Consider the following 23,465-nt stretch of genomic DNA (forward strand, 5'->3'; position numbering starts at 1 on the left):
CCCAGTCCGGCCGGGCGCTGGCGCAGGCCGCGCGGCGGGCAGGTCTGCGGCCGTTCGTGCTCGACCTGTTCGGCGACGAGGACACCCTGGCGCTCGCCGAGGCTCACCGCCCGCTGCCCGGCCGCTTCGGTGCCGGAACCCGCGACCGCGCGAGCGTGCTGGCGGGGCTCGATGCGCTGTCGGAGCAGGCGGGCGGCGCTCTCGGGGTCGTCCTCGGCAGCGGCTTCGAGGGCGCGCCGGATCTCATCGCGGCGATCGCCGCCCGCCATCGCCTGCTCGGCGCGGGCGCGGAGACGGTCGCCGCGCTCAAGGACCCCTTCGGCTTCGCCGCGCTGTGCCAGCGCCTCGCGATTCCGCATCCGGCGGTCAGCGCCGGCCCGGTCGCTGACCGGGGCGCGTGGCTCCTCAAGCGGGCGGGCGGCTGCGGCGGCTCGCATATCCGCGCGAGTGCGGCCGGCGCCCTCCCGCCGAGCCATTACTTCCAGGCCCGGATGCCCGGCCGCGCCGTCGCCCTGAACTTCCTCTCCGATGGCCGCCGCATCGAGCCCCTGGCACTGACCGAGCAGTGGCAGGCGCCCTCGCCGCTGCGGCCGTTCCGCTATGCCGGAGCGCTCGCCTGCGGCCGCGACGAGGCGGAGCCGGTCCCGGCCCGGATGGCCGCGGAGATCGCCGAGGCTGCGCTTCGGCTCGCCCGCGCCACCGGCCTCACCGGCCTCGCCAGCGCCGACTGCCTTGTCCATGGCGAGAGCTGGTGGCTGCTCGAGATCAATCCGCGCCCCGGCGCCACGCTCGATGTGCTCGACCGCCGCCCGACGCCGCTCCTGATCCAGCATTTCGAGGCGGCGCTCGGCCGCATGCCTGCCATCGAGGCAAAGCCGGCGGATGCGACGGGCGCCGAGATCTGTTACGCGGCCCGGACCTGCGCGGCGGTGCCGTCCGTCGACTGGCCGGCGCACGTGTATGACCGGCCGCGGGCCGGCAGCCTCGTGGCGCGCGACGCGCCGCTCTGCACGGTGACGGCCTCCGGGCCGGACGCCGCGGCGGTCAAACAAGAATTGCGGGCGAGGGCCGGGCAGGTCCGCGCACTGCTGGAGGAAACGGAGAACAGTCATGAGTTCCAACACGAGCGCGCCGAGCCTCAACGCCCTGGCCGGGCCGCTGGTCGAGAGCCTCGTCGCTGACGCGGCCAAGCTCCGTCTCGTCGTCGCCCAGGAGAACGGCGCGCGCACGGTCGATGCCGGCGCCAACGCCCGCGGCTCGATCGAGGCCGGCCGCCGCATCGCCGAGATCTGCCTCGGCGGCCTCGGCACGGTGACGATCGCCCCGACCGGCCCGGTCGCCTCCTGGCCCTATACCGTGGTGGTCCACTCCGCCGATCCGGTCCTGGCCTGTCTCGGCTCGCAATATGCCGGCTGGAGCCTTGCCGACGAGGAGGGCGATTCCGGCTTCTTCGCCCTCGGCTCGGGCCCCGGTCGTGCGGTCGCCGTCGTGGAGGAGCTCTACAAGGAGCTCGGCTACCGCGACAACGCGACGACGACCGCGCTCGTCCTCGAATCCGCCAGCGCCCCGCCGGCCTCCGTGGTGAACAAGGTCGCGCGCGAAACCGGCCTCGCCCCGGAGAACGTGACCTTCATCTACGCCCCGACGCAGAGCCTCGCCGGTTCGACTCAGGTCGTCGCCCGCGTGCTGGAGGTGGCCCTGCACAAGGCGCACACCGTCGGCTTCGACCTGCACAAGATCCTCGACGGCATCGGCTCGGCCCCGCTCTCGCCGCCGCATCCGGACTTCATCCAGGCGATGGGCCGCACCAACGACGCCATCATCTATGGCGGTCGGGTCCAGCTCTACGTCGATGCCGACGACGCGGAGGCCAAGCAGCTCGCCGAGCAGATTCCCTCCACCACCTCGGCCGATCACGGTGCGCCCTTCGCCGAGATCTTCTCGCGGGTGAACGGCGACTTCTACAAGATCGACGGCGCGCTGTTCTCCCCAGCCGAGGCGATCGTCACTTCGGTGAAGACCGGCAAGTCGTTCCGCGGCGGCCGGCTGGAGCCGCAGCTCGTGGACGCGTCCTTCGCGTGAGGCGCTGACAACAAACCCTCTCCCCTCTGCGGGAGAGGGTGGCCCCTGCGTCAGCAGGGGTCGGGAGAGGGGAGCGCCGGTTCCGGAAGCTGAGCCAACCCCTCACCCGCCTGCTCCGCAGGCACCCTCTCCCGCGGAGGGGAGAGGGGAAAAGGAATCGGAAAAAGAGCGAATGCGCATAGGGCTCGCGGCCGACAACGGCAATTGGCACAAGGCGCGGCTGCGGGAGGCGCTGCGGGGCCTCGGCGTCGAGCCGGTGCTGTTCTCCCTCGCCGACGTCGCTGTGATGACCGGCGGCGGCGAGCCCTTGCGCGTCCCCGGCTTTGCGGACGGGCTGCCGGACGGCGTCCTGCTGCGCACCATCGCCGGCGGCACCTTCGAGGCCACCACGATGCGGCTCGGCGTGCTCCACGCGCTGGCCGCCTCCGGCGTCACGGTCTGGAACAGCCCCACCGCCATCGAGCGCTCGGTCGACAAGGCGGCGACCTCGCTGCTGATCGCCCGCGCGGGGCTCCCCACGCCCGACACCTTCGTCGTCTCGAAGCGTGAGGCGGCGGCCGAGATCGTCGCCCGCGAAGCGCGGCCCGGCAGGCCGATCGTGCTGAAACCCCTGTTCGGCTCGCAGGGCGAGGGGCTGATGCTCCTCGAAAATCCCGATGATTTGCCGGCGCAAGAAGCGGTCAGCGGCGTCTACTACCTCCAGCGCTACGTGCCGCGGGCCGATGGGCTGTGGCGCGACTACCGCGTCTTCGTCTGCGAGGGCCGGGCTGTCGCCGGGATGATCCGCGAGGGCGACGGCTGGATCACCAACGTCCACCGCGGTGGAAGGCCCTTCGCCTGGGACGTGCCCGCCCGCGCCGCCGAACTCGCCGAGGCGGCGGCGGCGGCGGTCGGTGTCGACTACACCGGCATCGATCTGGTCGAGGACGGGGACAGCGGCTTCCTTGTCCTGGAGGTGAATTCCATGCCGGCCTGGTCCGGCCTGCAGCAGGTCACCGATGTCGACATCGCCGGGGCGGTCGCCCGCGGCTTCCTCAACGCGGTGCGCGCCGCCCGCCCGCCGCGTCTGGTCTCGGCGCTCGGATGAGCGGGCCGCCGCAGGACGGCCTGCCCGCGGCGGTGGTGGCCGACCTGTATCGGGCCGCCTGCCTCGCCGAGCTCGACGCACTGAAACCCGGCAACGTTCACGGCTACGCCCCCGGTCACCGCATGGTCGTGGCCGATTTCGTCACCAGCGCCGACGTCTCCGCGCCGGCCCTGGCCGAGCCGGGCGCGCGGGTGGGCCGCCGGGTGCGCGGCGGGGTCGAGGCCACCTTCGCCGCGGTGGGGCAGAACACCAATCTCGGCATCCTGCTGCTCTGCGCACCGCTGGCCCGTGCCGCGGAACGGCCCGGCCCCCTGGGCGAGGCCCTGAACACCGCGCTGGCGACGTTCGACGCGTCGGACGCCCGCGACGTCTTCGCGGCGATCCGCCGGGCCAATCCCGGCGGCCTCGGTCGGGCCGAGCGTCACGACGTCGGCGAAGATCCCGGCGCGGAGGGGACGGTCCCGCCGCTTCTCGCGGCGATGGCCGAGGCCGCTCCGCGCGACCGCATCGCCCGCGCCTATACCGACGGTTTCCGCGATCTTTTCGTCATCGGCCTGCCCGCATTGAGCGAGGCGCGGGCGCGGGGCCTTGCACCGCCCTGGACCACCACGGCTGTCCACCTCGCCTATCTGACGGCAGTGCCGGACAGCCATATCGCCCGCAAGCACAGCTCTGACAGGGCCGAGGCGGTGCGGGCGGAGGCGCAAGCACGGCTCGCCGGCATAGACCTCGCCGCCGAGCCGATCGAGCCACTTCTTGCCTACGATCGGGTGCTGAAGGAGGCCGGCCTCAACCCCGGGACGAGCGCCGACTTCACCGTCGCGACGCTGTTTCTCGATGCGCTTTTCGCCGCCCGAGGCGAGGCCGTCTGACCCTACGCCCGCGAGGGGATGAATCTTCGCGCGTCAAGGCCCCCAACGACCCAAAAAATCGCCGATTTCAGGGTCTTGCGCGGGTTGTTCGGCGGAAAGGCCCGCTGTAGGGTCCGCCCCGCTATCCGGGCAAACCGGCTCGGCTCTCAGCCGGGCGCCGCAAACAAGGATGGCTTCCAGGCCACGCCTTCTCTCAGGGCGGGCCTTTTTTCAGGAATCCAGGGAGAGACCCCGAATGGCAAAGATCACCAAGGTTCAGGTCGGCGAAGCCCTCGTCGGCGACGGCAACGAGGTCGCCCACATCGACCTCATCATCGGACCGCGCGGTTCGCCGGCCGAGACGGCCTTCTGCAACGGCCTCGTGAACAACAAGCACGGCTTCACCAGCCTGCTCGCCGTGATCGCGCCGAACCTGCCGTGCAAGCCGAACACGCTGATGTTCAACAAGGTCACCATCAACGACGCCCGTCAGGCCGTCCAGATGTTCGGCCCGGCTCAGCATGGCGTCGCCATGGCCGTGCAGGACGCGGTTGCCGAGGGCATCATCCCGGCGGACGAGGCCGACGACCTGTACGTGCTGGTCGGCGTGTTCATCCACTGGGAAGCGGCCGACGACGCCAAGATCCAGAAGTACAACTACGAGGCCACCAAGCTCTCGATCCAGCGCGCCGTCAACGGCGAGCCGAAGGCTTCGGCCGTGACCGAGCAGCGCAAGTCGGCGACCCACCCCTTCGCCGCCAACGCTTAGATCGGAGGCAGTCCTGGGCAGAGCGAGCCTCCGCCCGCACCGCGGGGTCTGCTCCAGCGACTGGCTTCGATCTTCCTTGGACGTTGATGGATTGGGACGGCTTCGGCCGTCCCTTTCTTTTTGGGCGAAGGTCTTTCAGCGCAGGCGCCCGTCATGGATCGCCGAGGCCACGAGCGCCCCCTTCGCGCCGGCCTGCGCGAGAGCCGCCACATCCTCCGGTCCCCGCACGCCGCCGGCCGCGTAGATCCGCCGGTGCTGGCCGAGCGCGACCGCTCGTGAAATCCCGAAGAGATCGGGCCCCGTGCCGGTGCCGACGCGCGCCAGCGTCATCACGATCACGTCCTCGGGCCACGCCTCCGCCTCCTCGTGCAGGGCGTCCGGACCGAGCCGCTCCGCGCCGCGGCTGTCAAGGGAGAGCACGGTTCGGTTGCCGAGGGCGCGCACGAGTCCGGCATCGCGCTGGCTCTCGCTGCCGATTACGGGACGGCCGAGGCCGAGCCGGGTGAAGCGCTCCACTGCGGAAAAATCGGAAAAGCCGGCATCGACCCACAGCCTCACGCCGGGGCAGGCGCTCGCCACCGCCTCCAGGCTGGCACGGTCGGGCTCGACGCCGTCCATGATCGCATCGAGGTCAGCGACGTAGAGGTGATCCGTTCCGACGGCGTCGAGCAGGGCGCGGGCGATGTCGGCGGGCCGCGAACCTCTGGCCAAGGGGGTGTCGATCGGGGCATAGGCGTCCCGCTCGCCCGCGCGGGCGCGCACCACCTGCCCCCGGCGCAGGTCGATCACCGGGATCAGCCGAAACGGCGGGGCCCCTTCAGAACCGTGAGACATCGTGTGAACCGGACGAACAACAGGGTCATCGGGTGGGATCTCGGCGGGGTGCATGTCAAGGCGGCCCTCGTCGAAGAGGGCCGCGTGGTCGATGCGGTGCAGGCGCCCTGCCGGCTCTGGCGCGGCGTCCCCGCCCTCGATGAGACCTTCGCGCAATTGCCGGATTGGGTGCGCGGCGAGGCCCATCACGCCGTCACCATGACCGGCGAACTGACTGACTGCTTCGCCGACCGGGCGGACGGGGTTCACCAGCTCTCCGCCTGGGCGGCCGCGACGCTGACGGGCGCGGTGAGGATCTATGCCGGCCGCGCCGGCTTCGTGTCGGCCGAGGAGGCTCGCACGCATGCCGCCGACATCGCCTCGGCCAACTGGCACGCCACCGCGGCGCTGATCGGCCGGCACACGGGCCACGCGCTCTTGGTCGATATCGGCTCGACCACCGCTGACCTGATCCCGATCGTGCAGGGCGCACCGGCCGCGGAGGGCTATAGCGACGCGGAGCGCCTGGAGACGGGGGAACTCGTCTATACCGGCGTCGTACGCACGCCGCTCCTCGCCTTTGCCACCCACGCCCCCTGGCGAGGCCGGCGCACGCGGCTGATGGCCGAGACCTTTGCCAGCACCGCTGACATCTACCGCCTCACCGGCGACCTACCCGAAGGGGCCGACCAGCAATACAGCGCCGACCTCAAGGGCAAGTCGATCCCCGAGACCGAGATCCGGCTCGCCCGCATGGTCGGACGCGACCGGGGGGAGGGGAGCGAGGCGGAGTGGCGGGCGCTGGCCGCGTGGTTCGCCGAGGCGCAGTTGCGCCCCCTGCACGATGCCGCCGCGGTTCTGCTGTCGCGCGCCGACCTGCCGGAGGATGCGCCGCTCGTCGTCTGCGGCGCCGGGCGCTTCCTGGCCGAGCGGCTCGCCACACGTCTCGGGCGCCGCTCGGTGCCGCTGACCGAGACCATCGCCGGGCATCTGCGCGGAGAGGCCGCCTGGGTCTCGACCTGCGGGCCGGCGGTCGCCGTCGGCCTGATCGCGTGAGGAACCGGGCGGCCGCCGCGCGTTGTCGGGGATACGTCACGAGGAGATGCGAATGACCGCAGGAAACAAGCTCGCCCGCATCCTGGCCACCCGCACCGGCGAGGCGATCGAGCTGGCCTTCGTCACCGAGGACGGCCGCACCACACGGGTGCTCGCGAGCGACGACCAGATCGACCGCCTCGTGGACGAACTGGAAGACATCCTCAACTCGCCCGCCGAGACGGGGTCCGGCGAACCGCCTGCGGCCGCCTGAGCCGCTATCGCAAAAAGTCTCCGAAGGCGCGTGGCCCGTCGCCGGTCGCGACCGTCCCGGTGACGGTAAGGCTATTCGGGTCGATCAGGCTCAGGGCATTGTCGCCCCAATTGGCGACGACGATGGTCTTCCCGTCCCGCGTGGCGGCGATCCCCTCGGGATGGTCGCCGACATCGATCACGGTGAGCGTCTTCAGGGTCGCGGGATCGAACACCGTCACGGTGTTGGAATACTGGTCGGTCACGAACCCTTTGCCGGCGGCGAACGCGATCACGTAGGGCCGCTGGCCGGTGGCGACCCGGCCCGTCTCGCGGCCGGCCGCGATATCGATGGCCGAGACATCGTTCGAGACCACGTTGGCGGTGTAGGCTCGGGTCCCGTTCGCCGAGAGGGTGAGGCCGAACGGGTGCTGGCCGACCGCGACGCGCCGCGCCTCCCGGCGCGTGCCCACATCAATGATCGAGACCGAGTCGGATTCGCGGTTGGCCACCAGCAGCGTGGCGCCGTCCGGCGTGACGGCGATGCCGGACGGAGATTTGCCGGTGGCGATCTCGCCCTCCAGTGTCAGGCCCTCCGCCTTCGGGCGCAGCACGAAGACGCGGGTGCCGTACCAGTCGGCGACGTAGACCTCGCCGGATTTCGGATTGACGCCGATGCCGAGCGGGCCGCCGGGCAGGCCGAGGCTCGCCGTGACCTTGCGCGCGTCGAGGTCGATCACCGAGACGCCGTGCCCCTCGGGGCGGGTGACGTAGGCGATCTTCCGGTCGGGCGAGAGGGCGATGCCGGCCGGTGACCCCGGCACGGGGATCGATTGCAGGATCTTCTTCGACGCGAGGTCGACGATCTCGACGGCGTTGCCGAGTTGCGCCGTGACGAGGGCTTCCTGGGCCAGGGCGGGGACGGAGAGCGAGGCTATTCCGAGGAGGCCCCAGATCCAGGCTCTCCCCCCGCGGCCGGAGGGAGCGTTGGATGGCCGGCGCGCCCGCCGATCGGATCGAAGCATGCCGGCCATCCGCATCATCGAAGCCTTACGAGCCCTTCTCGGCCTTGGCCTTCACGTTCTCCAGGCCCGCCTTGTAGAGGCCGAGCACGGCCTTCTTCGAGGCCTCGTCGTTCAGCTCGGGCGGGGGATCGTTGTTCATGTAGCCGCGGTAGAACGCGCCGCGCCACGTCATCTTCGATTTCGCACCGTCACCCTCGATCTCGATCGTCGAGGAATAGTCGTTCACCGGCAAGGTCTTCACGTCGACCTTGGTGATCCGGTACATCAGGGTCTTCTTCTCGGCGTCGTACTTGGCGAGCTCTTCCTCGACCGTGGCGCCGCCCTTCAGCGTCAGCGTGCGGGTCGCCTTGACCTCGTTGCCGCCCTTGCCCTCGGTCTTCTCGACCACGGGGATCCAGCTTCCGTCCTGGAAGTTGCCGACGATCGCCCAGACCTTGTCGGCGGGGGCGTTGATCTCGATCGACTCCGACACCTTCTGCCGGGTCGGGCCGTGCGCCTGCGCGGCAAACGTCACCGTGGCGAGCGCCGCCACGGCGGCGAGCGTCCTGAACTTCATGTGTTTTCTCCTCCCGTTGAGGCCGCCGAGCATGGCAGCCTCACCCTTCGTTCGAGCGACTTGTGTCAGGAGCCGCTCTTCTCAAGCCTGGCCTTGAGGTTCTCAAGGCTGGCATGAACCCAGGCCCGCACGCGCTTCTCCGAACTCTCATCGTTGAGTTCGGGCGGCGGGTCGTTGTTCGGATGGCCGCGGTAGAACGCGGCCCGCCACTCGACCCGCGCCTGCGCGCCCTCGGGCTGCACCGAGATCGTAGCCGAGTAATCTTTGGCCGGCAGGTCGGCGACCTCGTTCTCGAGGATGTAGTAGGCGAAGCTTTTGCGCTCGGGATCGAGCTTGCGGGCCTCCTCGACGATGACGTGGCCGTTCTTCAGCGTCAGGCGAAAGACCGGCTTGTCGGCGCTCCCCTGCCGCTCAGCCCGCGCCACGTTCTCGATCCAGCCCGCATCGGCCGGGTTGCCGACCACCGACCAGACCTTGTCGGGAGAGGCGTCGATGGTGATGCTCTCGACGATCTTGCGCCGCGTCGGCGCGTGCTGGGCCTCTGCAGCGATGGTGGTCACGGCGAGCGCCGCGGCGGCGAGCAGTGCGATCCGCTTCAAACCAGCAATCTCCTTGGGGATGTCTTGAAACCTCGCCTCACTGGGGGCGGCTCGTCCCGTCGAGGACGCGGCCGGTGCGCCCGAGGGCCCCCGCGACCTTGTCCTCGATCCACTCCCAGGCCTCGCGTTCAGTAGGGCCGGCGGTCTTGGCGATGGCTATGGCATGATAGGCCATCTCCGTCAGGATCTTTTCCGGCTCCAGCATGTGGAGCCGCGTGGACAGGATCGCCGCCTCGATCACCGCCGCTTGCGCCCGGTTGTAGCCGATGAACGGCACATGGCTCACCGCATGCACCATCCGCCCGCGATAGCGCGGCCGCTGGGGATCGTCCTCGATCGCCGCCACTTCGAACTCGGCATGGCCGAAGCACTCGGCCAGCCGCTTGCCGGGGATGCGGTCGCAATCCACCACCGGCCAATCGCGCCGCCCCGTCACGACGCCGGCGATCACCCGCACATCGCTGGGTGCCGAGGCCGTAAAGTAGGGGCGCTGCGCGAGGTTCTCGATCGTCGGCGAGGGCCGGAACGGGGCGAGCACGAACTCCTCGCCCTCGCGGATCAGGCCGAACGGCACGAGATGCAGCGCGCCCGTCGCCGACAGGGTCGTGACGACGGTTTCCAGGATCAGCGGCATCTCAGCTTCGGCCCTCGTCCGTCACCAGGCGGCCGCAGACGATGCGACCGCTTTTCGGCTCGGCCAGTCGGTCGGGCTCGGCCAGTTGGTCGGGCTCGGCCTCCTGGCCGCGTCCCGTTTCGGTCTCGGGTGCGCTCGCGCCCTGCTCCGGTTCGGCCGCGGCGGCGCGCTCGGCGGCGGGCGCCTCGGGGCCGCTATGCTTGGTGTGGGCGGCTTTCGTCGGCCCGGCCGTCTTGAAGGCGGTGGTGTCCTCCTGGGTTCGGTCGGCGGCGCAGCCCCAGTCGAGCGGCTCGTCCTGCACGTAGCGCTTGCCGAGCCGGAACGCGGTCTCGGCCTTGGTCAGCTCACCCCCGAGATAGAAGGCGTGCGCGCCGTCGCTTTCCACGCTCAGTTCGGGGAAGAAGGCCATCGCGTCGGTGCCGGTGGTGTGACGGTCGCGGTTGTAGACGTGGATGCCGTCCTCGGCCACGACGATGCGGTAATTGGGATCGCGCACCTCCGCGGCGAGGGCCGCGATTTCGTCCGGGGTCTGCACGAACGGGCGCTTGTCGTGAAGCGCCAGAAGGTCGCGGCCGTAGCCTTTGGGCAGGGCGGCGTCTTCCTTGGCCGCGTACATCACCCGGCGGGCGGCGTCGTGCTCCTCCACCGTGCGGCGGGTGTGGTTCGAGACCTGCACGATGAGCACGTTGCGGATGGCAAGTTCCGAGCACATGCCGACGAGGAGCGCGGTGACGCCGAGGCTGTCGGCCTCGGTCAGCTCGGTCAGGTTGCCGGTGCCCATCATCATCTCGATGTTCGGCCAGCGCGCGCGAATCTCGCGGTAGCGGACGATCGAATCGACGAAGCCGAAATGGATCGGCTCCAGGATCGGGTCGGCCATGTAGGGACGGCCCGCCCGCTCCATCCGCTCGATGGCCCGATCCAGCGAGGGCAGGTCGTCGGGCCGCATCGGCACGAGGATCGGCACCGCGTCGGTCTCGAAAGCGAGGTCGAGCGTCTCCTCATTGAGGCTCAGCAGATAGTCGGCGCCGGCGCGCGCGCCGCGGGTCAATTCGTCGAGCGAGAAGGAATCGACGCTGACCTTCAGCCCGGCGCCCTTCAGTGCCCGCACGCTGTCCTCGAGATGCGGAAAAGCCGTGTCCGGCAAGCCGCCGAGATCGATCACGTCGGCACCGCGGCGCGCAAGGTCGAGGCCCTTGGCCAGGATCTGGTCCGGCGTCATCTTCGAGGCGTCGACGATCTCGGAGAAAATGCGCAGGTCGTGGCGCGACAGGTCGACCTTGCGCCCGGTCAGGCCGAGGTAAGCCGGCAAATCGACGATTTCGTCGGGACCTCGCTCGACCGGTAGGCCGAAATGCTGAGCCAGGGCGTCCGGGTTGGCGCGGCAGCGGCCGGGCAGGACGATGCGGGTCGCGCCGTCGGGCATCTGCACCCGGCGCTTGATGATCTCTTCGGTCATCAGCGCGGCGACCTTCACCCCGGCATCGGCAATGCTCCAGGTGAAGCGCTCGGCCGGCAGCGTGGCGGCGACCTTCTCGAGGCGGGCATGGGCCAGCTTGCCGGTGATGAAGACGAGGTGTTCGGGCGCGCTCATGCGGCGGGCCTTTTGCAGGAAGAGTCGGGGCCTCGGATCACGATCGCCCCGGTATAGCCGGCGGCAAAGCGCGGGAAGGCGGCATCGACGAGGCCGCCCTGCGCGAGCGAAGCCGGATCAGTTCGCGCCGGGATATTGGCCGACTTAACCAGAATGCAGCGTTCCGCGCCGAGCATACCCGCGAGCCAGAGGGCGAGGCTGTCGGAGGTAACCGCCCAGCTCTCGGCGATGTCGGGATGGCCGGCTTTGAGCGCAACCGGGTCCCAGATCACCGAGCGGTCCTGAGCGAGGGCCTCGGCCACGGCTTCCGAGCTTACGGCAACGGCGAGCCGCGGTTCGATTGCGAAGAACACCTCGGCCATGCGGCTCATGGCGTCGAGGGCGAGGCGGTGGGCGAGCCCGTCATCGAAGCCGAGCGCGGCCTGCGCCGTCCGCACCGCGTCGGCGAAGGGGCCGCCGCCGGGGACGACCGCCACAGAGGCTTGGTCCGCGCAATCGGCAAGGATGGTGCGAAGCCGGGCCCCATCGGAGACGAGGCTGCCGCCGATCTTGATGACGGTGCCGCCTGAATCCCCCCTTCTGCCGGCGAGAGGGGTTGGCGTTGAACTTGTCATAGCTGTCACGCCGCGTCGGCCTGCGGGCCGACGCGCATCGCCGTCACCGCCCGCGCGACACGCGTGCCGTCGAGCGCCTTCCGCCGGTTGCCGTCGTGGCAGAGGCCGCCGCGGAAGCCGAGATAATCGGGGTTGAGCCTCGCCAGCGCCGGGATGTCGGCAAGCCCGAGCGAACCGGCAAGCCCGCTCATCAGGCCGTGCGCGCGGCAACCGGCGACGAAGGCGGCGAGCCGCGGCCCGGATATGAGGGCGGGAAGCGCCGTTCCGGTTTTGCCGCGTGTGTCGATCATGGCTCCGACGAAACCTGCTGCAACCAGACGCGCGGGCAACCCGTCCCCGTCGAGGCCGTCCTCGGCGAACAGCACGCCGATCACCCGGCCCGGCGCCTGCGCGGCGGCCTCGGCCAGGGCAGCGTCATTCGCGGTGCCGACCGCGATCTTGATGAAATCCACCCCCGTCACGGCCATCGCTGCGATGGCGGCGGCGATCGCGGTGCCCGTGCCGTCACCGGCCACCGCGCTGGTGACCGCCCGCCCGCCGATACCGTCGACGATGGCGCGGACGGTCTCGGGCGGGAGGGCGCCCAGCGCCCCGCGCTCGGGATCCTTGGCATCGATCAGGTCGGCCCCGGCCCGGAGCGCGATCAGGGCTTCGTCGGGCCCGCGCACGCTGACGAGCAGGCGGGGACGCGCGGAGGAAATCGGTTGGATGTCGGACACGGGGAACGTTCTTGCTCAGCCTTGCGCGCCCGCACAAGCCCCGCTTCAGGAACGGCCGGGCAGCGGCTCGGCCAGCAGGCGGTTCTTCACGATCCAGCGCGCGGCGTGGGACCAGTCGTCGTCGGTGTTGGCTCTTATCACGGCTTGGCCCTGGCGCACGACCTTGCCGCTCTCGGCTTCAGTGATGGTGACGACGAGGCTGAACAACTGGTTGGCGCCCTTGTCGGCGAAGGTGGTCACGGCAAGCTCCGCCCCGAGCGCCTTGGCGATCGGCGCGGTGCAGCCGTTGCACTTGTAGAGCGGGCTCTCCTTGCGGATTTCTTCCGCCTGAGGGCCGAGATCGACGCTCTGAAGGCCGCCCTTCTCGGCGAGCTGCTTGCGCAGCACCTCGGTGACGAGATCGAGGCGCTTCTGGTCGGCCGGCAGCGGCTTGCGGCCATAGGCCAGGGTCGGGTCGTTCACCTCCGCCGGGAAGATCGCCGCCTTGCGCGCCGACTCTTCTGCCGAGGCCGCCCCGCAGATCGCGAACAGGAGAGCGAGAGCGGGGGAGAGGGCGCGAAGTCGCATGGGATGTGTGCCTGGATCGGGCGCGGTGCCGCGCGGACCGACTGTAACTTGGCTTGCCGGATCATTTGGCAACGGTCGGCGCAATCGTCCCAGAGCGTATCGGCGGGGGCGGCGATGGATGCGAGCCAGGTCGCGATCGCGCCGTCCAGGGAATGCGGGCTCGTAATCTTATGAAAATCTTATGCTTCCGTCGTTGAGGCCGGTGGCAAGATGTTGCTAGCCTGCCGGGCAATGCGTTCGTCCGTCTCGACTCTCCTCGCCGTCGGCCTCGCGACCAGCCTGGCCGCGGCCCTGACCGTTCCCCTGCACGCCCAGGAGCCGAAGGCCGCCACCGGCGAGCCGCCGGCGGGCTCGCCGACCGCCGGGGCGGCCGCACCGGTTCCCAGCTCCGAGACGCGCGTCGCCGTGCTCTATCGCCCGGTGCCGGCGCCGTCCTCCTACGATGCGGAGGCCGATCCCGAGGATCTCGGCGTCGCCGGCGCGCGGATGGCGGTGAAGGACAACAACACCACCGGCCGCTTCACCAAGCAGACGTTTGCCCTCGACGAAGTCGCCCTCGAAGCCGAGCAGAATCCGGTCGAGGCCGCCAAGGCGTTGGCGGACAAAGGCGTGAGATTCTTCGTGCTGACCCTGCCGGCTGCCGAGGTGCTGGCGGTGGCCAACGCCCTGAAGGATACGGGGGCCGTCATCCTCAATGCCGGCGCGCCGGACGACCGGCTGCGCGGGGCCGATTGCCGCGCCAACCTGTTCCATGTGCTGCCGAGCCGCGCCATGCGGACGGATGCCCTGGCGCAGTACCTGACGCTGATGCGCTGGCGGAAGATCTTTCTGATCGTCGGTCCGAGCGAGCGCGACAAGGCTTACGCGGAGGCGATGAAGAACTCCGCCCGCAAGTTCGGGCTGAAGATCACCGCGGAAAAGCCCTGGACCTTCGGGCCCCTGGCCAAGGCCCGCGGCGACACGCCGACCCGGGCCGAGGCGATGGTCTTCACCCGCGGGCTCGACTACGACATGGCCGTGGTCGCCGACGAGGAGGGCGATTGGGGCGATTACGTCCCGTTCCGCACCGTCGATCCGCGCCCCGTGGCCGGAACACAGGGGCTGATCGCCACCACTTGGCACCCGACGCTGGAGACCTGGGGTGCGGCCCAGGCGCAGAACCGCTTCCGCCGGCTCGCCGGCCGCCTGATGCGGCCGCTCGATTATCAGGTCTGGGCGGCGGTGCGCACCGTCGGCGAGGCGGCGACGCAGATGCGGGGCACCGATCCGGCCAAGCTCGCCGCCCACTTCGTCACGCCCGACTTCTCGCTGCCGGCCTACAAAGGCGTCTCTCTGACCTACCGGCCCTGGGACCATCAGTTGCGCCAGCCGATCATCGTGGTGCAGCCCAAGGCGATGGTCTCGGTGGCGCCCGAGCCCGGCTTCATCCACCAGCGCACGCCGCTCGACACGCTCGGCACCGACGAGCCGGAGACGGCGTGCAAATTCCGGTGACGAGCGTTCCGGGCCGCTCTGAGGCGAAACAGCGACCGATGCGGCAATCGACCACCCGGCCAGCGACCGCACGCCGCCCGTTTTTCCTTTGAGCACCGGCCGGCGAGGGCCATGTCGCTGCAACAGTTTTCAACGCGGGCGCGCAACGACGCGCCGGAGACGACAGGGAGGACGCCGATGGTCGCTCGCGTGAGGGCGGGGTTGGGTTGCGCGGTGCTCGCAGGGAGTTGGTTCGGTCTCGCGGGGGCATGGCTCGGCACGATCGGAACTGCGCAGGCCTTCACTGCCTACGTCACCAACGAGAAGGCCAACACCGTCTCGGTGATCGACACCGCGACCATGGCGGTGACCGCGACGTGGAAGGTCGGGCGGCGTCCCCGCGGCGTGACGCTCTCCAAGGACGACAAGGAACTGTTCGTCTGCGCCAGCGACGACGACCGCATCGACGTGCTCGATACGGCGACCGGCAAGGTGGTCCGCTCGCTGCGCTCAGGGCCCGATCCGGAGCAGTTCATCCTCGATCAGAGCGGCAACCCTCTCTACGTCGCCAACGAGGACGACAGCCAGGTCACCATCCTCGACATCGAGAAGAACAAGGTGCTGGCCGAGATTCCGGTCGGCGTGGAGCCGGAGGGCATGGGCTTGTCGCCGGACGGCAAGATTCTCGTGAACACCTCCGAGACCACCAACATGGCCCACTTCATCGACACCAAGACCTTCGAGGTGATCGACAACGTGCTGGTCGATGCCCGGCCCCGCTTCGCCGAGTTCTCCTCGGACGGGAAGCTCCTCTGGGTCTCGGCGGAAGTCGGCGGCACGGTCTCGGTGATCGACGTGGCCACCCGCAAGGTCATCAAGAAGATCACCTTCAAGATCCCGAGCGTCACCGACGAGCAGATCCAGCCGGTCGGCGTGCGCCTGACCAAGGACGGGACCAAGGCCTTCGTCGCGCTGGGGCCGGCCAACCGCGTCGCCGTGGTCGATGCCAAGACCTACGAGGTGCAGAAATACCTGCCGGTCGGCCAGCGCGTCTGGCAGCTCGCCTTCACGCCCGACGAGAAACAGCTCTACACCACCAATGGCACCTCCAATGACGTCTCGGTGATCGACGTGGACGGGCTGAAGGTGGTCAAGAGCATCCCGGTCGGGCTGCTGCCCTGGGGCGTGGCGATTTCGAAGAAGTAGCGTTTGAATTGCCGGCTCATGCATCGTCCCGAGGGGCGGTTGCCGGCTCTCGGGGCGATGCAAGAACAAGAAACCGGAGGAAGCGAGATGAAATGGACGACGCGCCTCGGCCTCGCCGCCGCGGCCCTGATGCTTGCGGGCGCTCCGGCGGGCGCCCTCGACCTCACCAAGAAGCGCCAGAACCTGCCCGACCTCGTCCTCGGCAACGAGGAGGGCAACGACTTCGTGGTCGAGAATCGGGATATCGAGATGGAGGCCGGCAAGGCCTACCGCCTGCGCATCGTCGCCAAGGGGCGGCAGGAATACAAGTTCTACGCGCCCGAGTTCTTCCGCTACATCTGGCTCAACCAGATCGTGATCGAGCACAAGGAGATCCACGGCGGCGGCCCGCCCGACCACCTCGAATTCGACGATCCCGGCGAGATCGCCATCGAGTTCGTCGCCATCAAGCCGGGGGCGTACAAGTGGTACGCGCAGGGGCTTGAGGAGAAGGGCATGGCCGGCACGATTATGGTGAAGTGAGATGGGACTCCTCATGAAGCGCTTCGGCACCTCGCTCATCCTGCTGCTCCTCGCCACCCCGGCGCTTGCCGACGACAAAACCGCCTGTGCCGAAGGCATCGTCGCGGTGAAGGCGCAGGCGGCAAAGCTCGCGCCCGACGCCGTCCCGCAAAAGCTCAAGCGCGCCCTGAAGATCGCCGAGCGCGAGCAGGGGGAGGGCGAGTTCGACGAGTGCCTGGAAGCGCTCGACGACGCCCGGCGAGCCTTGCCGAAATGAGCGCTGCTCTCGAGGTTGCCGGCGTCAACCACCGCTTCGGCCAGCGTGCCGCGCTCTCCGATGTCTCGATCAAGGTCGAGCGCGGGCGCTTCATGGCGCTGCTCGGGCCCAACGGCGCGGGCAAGACCACGCTGTTCTCGGTGATCACCCGGCTCTACAACAATCAGGAGGGCCGGGTCTCGATCCTCGGCCATCCCCTCGACCGCGAGCCGTCGCGGGCGCTGGCCGGCCTCGGCGTGGTATTCCAGGCCCGGACGCTGGATACCGACCTCACCGTCGCGCAGAACCTGCACTACCATGCCAGCCTGCACGGCATCGGCCGGGCGGCGGCGCGGACCCGCATCGCAACCCTGCTCACCCGCGTCGGGCTGGCCGAGCGGCGCGACGACAAGATCCGCACCCTCTCCGGCGGCCAGTCGCGGCGCATCGAGATCGCCCGCTCGCTGATCCACGCGCCGCGTCTGCTGCTCCTCGATGAGCCCACCGTGGGGCTCGACCTCGAATCCCGCGCCGACATCGTCGCCATCGTCCGCGCCCTGGTGCGCGACGAGGGCCTGTCGGTGCTGTGGGCGACCCACATCTTCGAGGAGATTTCTTCCGAAGATGACGCGGTCGTCCTTCACAAGGGCCGCATCGTCGCCCGTGGCCGGGCCGGTGAGATCGGCGCCCCCGGCGAGACGCTGGAGGCTGCCTTCCGCCGCCTCGTCGCCGAACCCGACCAGAGAGCCGTGAAATCCGCCGCATGAGTTCCCCCCCGAACCCTGCCGTCGCGGCGCGTGCCGAGGCCGGCGCACCGCCCGTCCCCCATGCCGGCCGGCTCGATGCGGTCGGCTATCTCATCGCGCTCGGCGGCATCGTGCGCCGTGAATTGCTGCGCTTCTTTCACCAGAAGGAGCGCTTCTTCTCGGCAATGGTGCGCCCGCTGGTCTGGCTGTTCATCTTCGCCGCCGGTTTCCGTAATACGCTCGGCACCTCGATCGTGCCGCCTTACGAGACCTACGTGCTCTACGAGGCCTACGTGGTGCCGGGGCTGGCCGTCATGATCCAGCTCTTCAACGGCATGCAATCCTCGCTCTCGATGGTCTACGACCGCGAGGTCGGCTCGATGAAGGTGCTGCTCACCTCGCCCTATCCGCGCTGGACGTTGCTGCTCGCCAAGCTGATCGCCGGAACCAGCGTTTCGATCGTCCAAGCCTACGCCTTCCTCGCCATCGCGTGGTTCTGGGAGACCGGCATCCCGCCGGTCGGCTACCTCGCCGCCCTGCCGGCCTTCCTGGCCTCGGGGCTGATGCTCGGGGCGATCGGCCTGTTCCTGTCCTCGCTGGTGCGGCAGCTCGAGAACTTCGCGAGCGTCATGAATTTCGTGATCTTCCCGATGTTCTTTGCCTCTTCTGCCCTATATCCGCTCTGGCAGGTCCGGGCATCGAGCGAATGGCTCTACCTGATCTGCCAGGCCAACCCGTTCACCCACGCGGTCGAGCTGGTGCGGTTCGCCCTCTACGGGCGTTTCGAGCCGGTCGCCTGCGCCGTCGTGGTCGGCACCGGCCTCCTGTTCTTCACCCTCGCCGCGATCGCCTACGATCCGGGCCGCGGCATCATGGCCCGGCGCGGCGGACCGGCCGGCGAAGCCGCCTGAGAGACCCACCATGACTCTTCGCTGTGTGACCTTCGGCTCCGTTCGTGCCCCGCTCTGCCTCGCTCTTCTTCTCGCGGCGGGGCCGGTGCTGGCGCAGCCCAAGGCCGATCCGGATTGGCCTTGCGCCCAGCGCAAGGTGACGACGCTCGGCTACGGCTCGTTCTGGACCGGGCCCGACCTCGCCGAAGCGGGGGAATGGGGCAACGACCGCGAGGCCGCTCAGCTCGCCCGCAAGCTCGCCTCCCGCCGCACGGAGTTGCGCGAGGCCGACATCCTGCTCGACGAGTTCACCGAAAAACTCGACCCGGCCGAGAAGGGCAAGCGTCTCACGCGGGTCTTCGGCGGCGTGTTCGAGATCATCAACGGCGAGCGCAGCACGGTGATGAGCGGCATCACCCGCTACGCGCAGGGGCAGCGGCGGCTCGCCGAGCGCATCCGCGACGAGGCGGACAAGGTGAGTGAGCTCAAGGACAGCCCGGAATCGGACCCGACGAAGGTCGCCTCCAAGGAAGTCGCGGACCTGGAAACCCAGTTCAATTGGGACCGGCGCATCTTCGACGAGCGCAATCAGTCGGTCTCCTACGTCTGCGAGGTGCCGACGATCCTGGAGCAGCGCCTGGGCGAGATCGCCCGCCGCATCCAGGCGCGCCTCTGACATCTTTTCCGGTCGATGGCTGACTGTCCGTCATTCCGAGGCCGCGCAGCGGAACCCGGACTCCACCCCTAAAGTGACGTGCGAGCCGGAGGCCAGGCTCGTCGTGGATTGCAGGTCGCAATCGCGCCCATCAGCTCCGGATTCGCTGATCAGCGCTCCGGAAGGACGATGACGGGGCTGAACCGAACCCATCGGCCGGACATCGTACGAGACGCAATCGCGCCGGAAATCCTGCGCCCGTAGGCGCCCGGCTGTGCGCTCGACGAGCGTATTGGCCGGGGCGAGACGTGCATCCGTGAATGCGAATCGCCCACGGCTCTCGTGTACTGGAGTTGCTTCCCACAACAACGGACCAACACTTCAGGTCAGGCCTCGCCCGCCAGCCGGAATGATTTGCGCCCACAAGTGCTCGGCGAACGAGACAGGCGTGCCGACTCATTCCGGATCGAACGGCTTCGGTTCGGCGTACCGGGAATTCGGTCGGACGTCGATCGGATGAGCCGAGGACGATCGAAGACGAATTGCCGAATGATCCCGATGTCGTCTTCCTCTTTGTCCGTAAGTCTCTGACGAAGCGTCAGAAATATGTTGCTGTAACAGCACGCGTCGACGGGAAGCTTGAGCGTCTCATCATAATTAATCCTGAAGAAGCCTGGCGGCGATTGTCGCAGACCCCGTCCTTCAGCAACATCCGGCAACGGCCCCGCTTCAAGGGGCTGCAAGCACGAACGATAAGGGCTGGGGAATGACAATGCGAGTGCTGCGAGGCAGCCTCATCGCATCGGTTGCGCTGCTTCCGGGGCAGGTGTTGGCGCAAGGCGCAGGTGGCGGACAAGCCGTTACGCTGGAAGAGATCAGCGTTGTTTCGAATACGCCGGTGGCGGCTTCGCGCCGGGTCGTGACGACGCCGACCGCGTCGGGGCTGCGCGAGACCGTCGTGCTCGACGGCATCGATCGCAACAAGCTGCCGCAGAACACGAGCGTGCTGACGGCGAGCGACGTTTCGCGGGTCGGTTTCCCGAGCACGGTTCGGGCGCTGGACGAGCGCATCGGCTCGATCAGCATCAACAACGCGCAGGGCAATCCTTTCCAGCCGACGATCACCTATCGCGGCTTCGAAGCCTCGCCGCTCGGCGGCTCGCCGCAGGGTGTGGCGGTCTACCTGAACGGGGCCCGCTTCAACACCTCGTTCGGTGACACGGTGCAGTGGGACCTGATCCCCGACATCGCCGTCGACCGGATCGAGCTCGAAGGTTCCAACCCGGCCTTCGGCCTCAACGCGCTGGGTGGCGCGCTCGCGGTGTCGCTCAAGAACGGCTTCACCTACCAGGGCACCGAGATCAACGCGCTCGGCGGCTCGTTCGGTCGCGGCGCGATCGCGTTCCAGCACGGTCAGCGCATCGACAATATCGGCCTCTACGTCGCCGGCACCAAGCTCGGCGAGGAGGGCTGGCGTCGCCACTCGCCGTCGCGCCTCAACCAGATCTACGCCGACCTCGGCGTGCAGGGTGAGCGGAGCGAATTCCACTTCAACGTCATCGGCGCCAGCAACAGCCTGACCGGCAACGGCACCGCCCCGGTTGAGCTGCTCAAGGCCGACCGCAGCGACGTCTTCACCTATCCCGACCAGACCAAGAACGACTTCCTGCGCTTCCAGCTCTCCGGCACCTACGACGTCACGCCGACGATCAGCGTGCAGGGCAACGCCTATTACGGCCTGTTCCGTCAGCGCACCGCCAACGGCGACGCGGCCGACGTCGAGAACTGCGAGGCGAATGACGATTTCGTCTGCTCCGAGGGCGCGGACGACAACCAGTTCTTCCTGCGCGACCGCACCGGCGCCCCTGTGCGGGCCGACCGGCTGCGCACCTTCAACTTCGGCGCGGTCAACCCGGTCTTCGCCGACCGCTTCGACGAGGGCGGCCCCTACGCCTTCCTGAACCAGACCCGCACCGACACCGACAATTTCGGTGCCACGGTCCAGACCGTGATCCGCGAGCCGCTGTTCGGCCTGCCGAACCGCTTCGTGCTCGGCGGCTCGTATGATGGCGGCAGGACCCGCTTCGGGGCCGACAACTCGATCGGCGGCCTCACCCTCGATCGCGGCTTCTCGCCCCCCGGCATCGTCGTCTCCAGTGACGACGGCATCATCACCCCCGTCTCCGTGCGCACCTCGAACGATTACGGCGGCATCTACTTCACCAACAACACCGACCTGACCGAGCGCCTGACCCTGACGCTGCAGGGCCGGTTCAACATGGCCAAGATCGTCCTGCGCGACCAGATCGGCACGGCGCTCAACGGCGACCACTACTACCAGCGCTTCAACCCCGGCATCGGCGCGACCTACAAGATCATCCCCGACTACCTCGTCGCCTATGGCGGCTACACCGAGGCCAACCGCGCCCCGACCCCGGCGGAACTCTCCTGCGCCGACCCGCTGGCGCCCTGCTCGCTCACCAACTTCTTCGTCGGCGACCCGCCGCTGAAGCAGGTCGTGGCGCGCACGGTCGAAGCGGGTGTCCGCGGCCGTATCCCGCAGCCCGACGACATCTTCGGCGGCATCCTGTCGTGGAAGGCCGGCTTCTTCTCGACCCGCAACGACGACGACATCCTGTTCGTGCCGGCCCCCGACACGATCGGCCGCGCCTATTTCCGCAACGTCGGCTCGACCAAGCGGCAGGGCGTCGAGGCGAGCCTGTTCTACAACACGCCGACCTGGAGCGCCTTCGCCGACTACGCCTTCGTCGATGCGACCTTCGAGTCGCCCGTCGAACTCGCGGCCCCCGGCAATCCGTTCAACAGCGCGGGCGGCGACGAGAGCGGCGTGGTCCTCGTGCGTCCGGGCAACCGCCTGCCCGGCGTCGCGCCGCACCAGCTCAAGGTCGGCGTGCAGTATCAGGTGACGCCGGAATGGCGGGTCGGCGCGCTCGCCCGCTTCGCGACGGGCAAGTTCCTCGTCGGCGACCCGACCAACCAGAACAAGACCACGGGCGACTACGCGGTGTTCGGCTTCAACACCAGCTACCGCATCGCGCCGAACATCGAACTCTACGGCTTCGTCGAGAACGCGTTCAACGCCAAGTACGCCACCTTCGGCACCTTCTCGCCGGTGGACGAGGTTCCGATCGTCCGGGTGCCCAACGCCACCTCGAACCGCAGCCTCGCGCCCGGCGCGCCGGTCGCCGCCTTCGGCGGTCTGCGTATCCTGTTCGAGCCGCCGCCCCCGGCTCCCATCGTCGAGCCGCTGCCGCTGGTCCGCAAGGGCTGAGGCCGGGCTCGGCACCGATCGCGCCCGGACCGGTTGCGGTCCGGGACGTCTCGCAAGAGTTGCAAGCGGCGCGGTTCTCCTGAACCGCGCCGTTTCTATATTCAGGTGGTCGGCGAGGCGATTCCAGGCAGGAAAGCGCGCCGCTTCGGCCTCGCCTATTGCCAAATCATCCCGGGCAAGATACGCAATCTCAGCGAGGCCGACCGGCCGTTTCGCCTCAGGTGAGCGGCTGCCATTGCCTCTGCGGTTTTGCCGTCCGCCCGGTGTCGAGCCGGGCCTGTTCGATCAGGAGTTTGCCCCCAATGGCGTTCCGCCTCTCCTCTGCCGTTCTCCTCGCCGCGCTCGTCGCGGTCCCGGCCTACGCTGCCCCGACCACCACGACGAAGGTCGACATCGCCGCCTTCGATCCGGACAAGGACGGCACCATCGATCTCAAGGAAGCTCTGGCTGCCGGCTCCGCCGCCTTCGACAAGCTCGATCCGGATAAGGACGGCACCCTTGATGCCAAGGAGCTGAAGGGCCGCATCACCGAGGCCGATCTCAAGAAGCTCGACCCGGACAACGATGGCACCCTCGACAAGAAGGAATACCTCGCCGCCGTCGAGGCGCAGTTCAAGGCCGCTAACCCCGACAATGACGGCACCATCGACGCCAAGGAACTGGCGAGCCCGGCCGGTTCGGCTCTGGTCAACCTGATCCGCTAAGTTTCCCGGCATTCGGGACGAAGGAGGGTGCGGATCGCGATCCGCACCCTTTTTTGTGTTCGGCGGTCTCCTGGGCGAAGCGTCGCAGACTGGAACCGGTGGAGGGTCTCAAAAGCTTTCTCGGCCGAAGCGGCGGTCACAGAACCGGCCCGCGAAAGGTCACTCGGAGGAGCCCGAACCCCATGCGCATCGCCTTCAGCCTGCCCATCGCCATCGTCGCCCTCGCTGCGGCGAGTCCCGCCCTGGCGGTGAACTGCAAGGACGACATCGCCGCGGTGGAGCGCCGGCTCAACAGCGTCGGCGCGGAGCAGGTGACCGGCAAGGAGCCGCCGGGCGGCCCCACCGCCTCGGCCTCCTCGAAGGCTCTCGACAAGCCGCCGGCAGGCGCTCCGTCCGACCCCGCAACCAAGCCGACCAAGGCCGGCGTCGAGGAAGCACGCACCCTGCTCGCCAAGGCCAAGGAGCAGGACAAGGCCGGTCAGGAGACTGCCTGCCAGGACACGATGACCAAGGTGAAGGAGAAGGCCGGCGCGCTGCCGTGATCC

The 23,465-nt window shown here is 69.0% G+C and carries 26 protein-coding genes; 17 read left to right on the plus strand and 9 right to left on the minus strand.

All coding sequences use genetic code 11. The features are described from left to right. Positions 1–56: 56 nt before the first annotated feature. The 5 genes from LPC10_RS09610 to fae all read left to right on the plus strand — a co-directional run bounded on the left by LPC10_RS09610 (position 57) and on the right by fae (position 4,789). The gene (locus tag LPC10_RS09610; protein ID WP_231346473.1) at positions 57–1,181 is read left to right on the plus strand and encodes an ATP-grasp domain-containing protein; all 1,125 of its coding nucleotides are present in this window, start codon (positions 57–59) and stop codon (positions 1,179–1,181) included. After that, entirely contained in the window at positions 1,111–2,082 is a 972-nt protein-coding gene (gene mch / locus LPC10_RS09615) for a methenyltetrahydromethanopterin cyclohydrolase (RefSeq protein WP_231346474.1), read from the plus strand. The genes LPC10_RS09610 and mch overlap by 71 nt, the downstream gene beginning before the upstream one ends. Before the next feature lie 172 nt (positions 2,083–2,254). Beyond that, positions 2,255–3,169 (plus strand): RimK family alpha-L-glutamate ligase, encoded by a 915-nt coding sequence (locus tag LPC10_RS09620; RefSeq protein WP_231346475.1) that lies wholly within the window; start codon positions 2,255–2,257, stop codon positions 3,167–3,169. After that, positions 3,166–4,041 (plus strand): triphosphoribosyl-dephospho-CoA synthase, encoded by an 876-nt coding sequence (locus LPC10_RS09625; protein WP_231346476.1) that lies wholly within the window; start codon positions 3,166–3,168, stop codon positions 4,039–4,041. Before LPC10_RS09620 ends, LPC10_RS09625 begins: the two co-directional genes overlap by 4 nt. 235 nt (positions 4,042–4,276) lie before the next feature. Further along, positions 4,277–4,789, plus strand: a complete 513-nt coding sequence (fae, locus tag LPC10_RS09630; RefSeq protein WP_108939831.1) for a 5,6,7,8-tetrahydromethanopterin hydro-lyase — start codon at positions 4,277–4,279, stop codon at positions 4,787–4,789. Between the two features lie 135 nt (positions 4,790–4,924). On the opposite strand, the gene LPC10_RS09635 is transcribed toward fae, so the two are convergent. Then, positions 4,925–5,623, minus strand: coding sequence for a HisA/HisF-related TIM barrel protein (locus LPC10_RS09635; RefSeq protein ID WP_231346477.1), 699 nt, complete (start codon positions 5,621–5,623; stop codon positions 4,925–4,927). 3 nt (positions 5,624–5,626) lie between these two features. On the opposite strand from LPC10_RS09635, the gene LPC10_RS09640 reads away from it, so the two are divergent. Together LPC10_RS09640 and LPC10_RS09645 are read left to right on the plus strand one after the other, a co-directional pair. Further along, entirely contained in the window at positions 5,627–6,658 is a 1,032-nt protein-coding gene (locus LPC10_RS09640) for a hydantoinase/oxoprolinase family protein (protein ID WP_231346478.1), read from the plus strand. Between the two features lie 52 nt (positions 6,659–6,710). After that, complete coding sequence (locus LPC10_RS09645; protein WP_096484828.1) at positions 6,711–6,911, plus strand: hypothetical protein; 201 nt, start codon at positions 6,711–6,713, stop codon at positions 6,909–6,911. A gap of 4 nt (positions 6,912–6,915) precedes the next feature. Here the strand turns inward: LPC10_RS09645 and LPC10_RS09650 are convergent, their stop codons facing one another. From LPC10_RS09650 to LPC10_RS09685, 8 genes are all read right to left on the minus strand, one after another. Then, positions 6,916–7,914 carry a YncE family protein gene (locus LPC10_RS09650; RefSeq protein ID WP_231346479.1) on the minus strand — a complete coding sequence of 333 codons (999 nt, stop codon included), beginning with the start codon at positions 7,912–7,914 and terminating at the stop codon, positions 6,916–6,918. 25 nt (positions 7,915–7,939) lie between these two features. Then, positions 7,940–8,470 (minus strand): SRPBCC family protein, encoded by a 531-nt coding sequence (locus LPC10_RS09655; RefSeq protein WP_231346480.1) that lies wholly within the window; start codon positions 8,468–8,470, stop codon positions 7,940–7,942. A 65-nt stretch (positions 8,471–8,535) separates the two neighbouring features. Continuing rightward, entirely contained in the window at positions 8,536–9,069 is a 534-nt protein-coding gene (locus tag LPC10_RS09660; RefSeq protein ID WP_231346481.1) for an SRPBCC family protein, read from the minus strand. A gap of 37 nt (positions 9,070–9,106) precedes the next feature. Then, complete coding sequence (locus tag LPC10_RS09665; RefSeq protein ID WP_231346482.1) at positions 9,107–9,703, minus strand: DUF447 domain-containing protein; 597 nt, start codon at positions 9,701–9,703, stop codon at positions 9,107–9,109. Between the two features lies 1 nt (position 9,704). Beyond that, a complete protein-coding gene (locus LPC10_RS09670; protein ID WP_231346483.1) occupies positions 9,705–11,297 on the minus strand; it encodes a DUF6513 domain-containing protein in 1,593 nt (530 codons plus the stop codon). After that, positions 11,294–11,911, minus strand: a complete 618-nt coding sequence (locus LPC10_RS09675) for a uridylate kinase (protein WP_231346484.1) — start codon at positions 11,909–11,911, stop codon at positions 11,294–11,296. Before LPC10_RS09675 ends, LPC10_RS09670 begins: the two co-directional genes overlap by 4 nt. 5 nt (positions 11,912–11,916) lie before the next feature. Continuing rightward, complete coding sequence (locus LPC10_RS09680; protein WP_231346485.1) at positions 11,917–12,630, minus strand: (5-formylfuran-3-yl)methyl phosphate synthase; 714 nt, start codon at positions 12,628–12,630, stop codon at positions 11,917–11,919. Between the two features lie 45 nt (positions 12,631–12,675). Further along, positions 12,676–13,197: a DUF3280 domain-containing protein gene (locus LPC10_RS09685; protein ID WP_231346486.1), complete on the minus strand. Its 522-nt coding sequence runs from the start codon at positions 13,195–13,197 to the stop codon at positions 12,676–12,678. Between the two features lie 231 nt (positions 13,198–13,428). Between LPC10_RS09685 and LPC10_RS09690 the strand changes: the two genes are divergently transcribed. The 10 genes from LPC10_RS09690 to LPC10_RS09735 all read left to right on the plus strand — a co-directional run bounded on the left by LPC10_RS09690 (position 13,429) and on the right by LPC10_RS09735 (position 23,462). Further along, on the plus strand, positions 13,429–14,691 hold the full coding sequence (locus LPC10_RS09690; protein WP_231346487.1) for an ABC transporter substrate-binding protein: 1,263 nt from the start codon (positions 13,429–13,431) through the stop codon (positions 14,689–14,691). A 177-nt stretch (positions 14,692–14,868) separates the two neighbouring features. Beyond that, positions 14,869–15,876 (plus strand): YVTN family beta-propeller repeat protein, encoded by a 1,008-nt coding sequence (locus LPC10_RS09695; RefSeq protein ID WP_231346488.1) that lies wholly within the window; start codon positions 14,869–14,871, stop codon positions 15,874–15,876. 87 nt (positions 15,877–15,963) lie between these two features. Then, positions 15,964–16,398, plus strand: a complete 435-nt coding sequence (locus LPC10_RS09700) for a hypothetical protein (protein ID WP_231346489.1) — start codon at positions 15,964–15,966, stop codon at positions 16,396–16,398. 13 nt (positions 16,399–16,411) lie between these two features. Continuing rightward, the gene (locus tag LPC10_RS09705) at positions 16,412–16,654 is read left to right on the plus strand and encodes a hypothetical protein (RefSeq protein WP_231346490.1); all 243 of its coding nucleotides are present in this window, start codon (positions 16,412–16,414) and stop codon (positions 16,652–16,654) included. Further along, positions 16,651–17,400, plus strand: coding sequence for an ABC transporter ATP-binding protein (locus tag LPC10_RS09710; RefSeq protein ID WP_231346491.1), 750 nt, complete (start codon positions 16,651–16,653; stop codon positions 17,398–17,400). Before LPC10_RS09705 ends, LPC10_RS09710 begins: the two co-directional genes overlap by 4 nt. Continuing rightward, entirely contained in the window at positions 17,397–18,290 is an 894-nt protein-coding gene (locus LPC10_RS09715; protein ID WP_231346492.1) for an ABC transporter permease, read from the plus strand. The genes LPC10_RS09710 and LPC10_RS09715 overlap by 4 nt, the downstream gene beginning before the upstream one ends. Positions 18,291–18,300: 10 nt before the next feature. Continuing rightward, positions 18,301–18,945 (plus strand): hypothetical protein, encoded by a 645-nt coding sequence (locus tag LPC10_RS09720; protein WP_370644692.1) that lies wholly within the window; start codon positions 18,301–18,303, stop codon positions 18,943–18,945. 751 nt (positions 18,946–19,696) lie between these two features. Further along, positions 19,697–22,216 (plus strand): TonB-dependent receptor, encoded by a 2,520-nt coding sequence (locus LPC10_RS09725; protein WP_370644693.1) that lies wholly within the window; start codon positions 19,697–19,699, stop codon positions 22,214–22,216. A 302-nt stretch (positions 22,217–22,518) separates the two neighbouring features. Further along, positions 22,519–22,920 carry an EF-hand domain-containing protein gene (locus LPC10_RS09730; RefSeq protein ID WP_231346494.1) on the plus strand — a complete coding sequence of 134 codons (402 nt, stop codon included), beginning with the start codon at positions 22,519–22,521 and terminating at the stop codon, positions 22,918–22,920. Between the two features lie 182 nt (positions 22,921–23,102). Then, the gene (locus LPC10_RS09735; RefSeq protein ID WP_231346495.1) at positions 23,103–23,462 is read left to right on the plus strand and encodes a hypothetical protein; all 360 of its coding nucleotides are present in this window, start codon (positions 23,103–23,105) and stop codon (positions 23,460–23,462) included. Positions 23,463–23,465 lie beyond the last annotated feature (3 nt).

The organism is Methylorubrum sp. B1-46, assembly GCF_021117295.1.
In the GTDB taxonomy this organism is placed as follows: Bacteria; Pseudomonadota; Alphaproteobacteria; order Rhizobiales; family Beijerinckiaceae; genus Methylobacterium.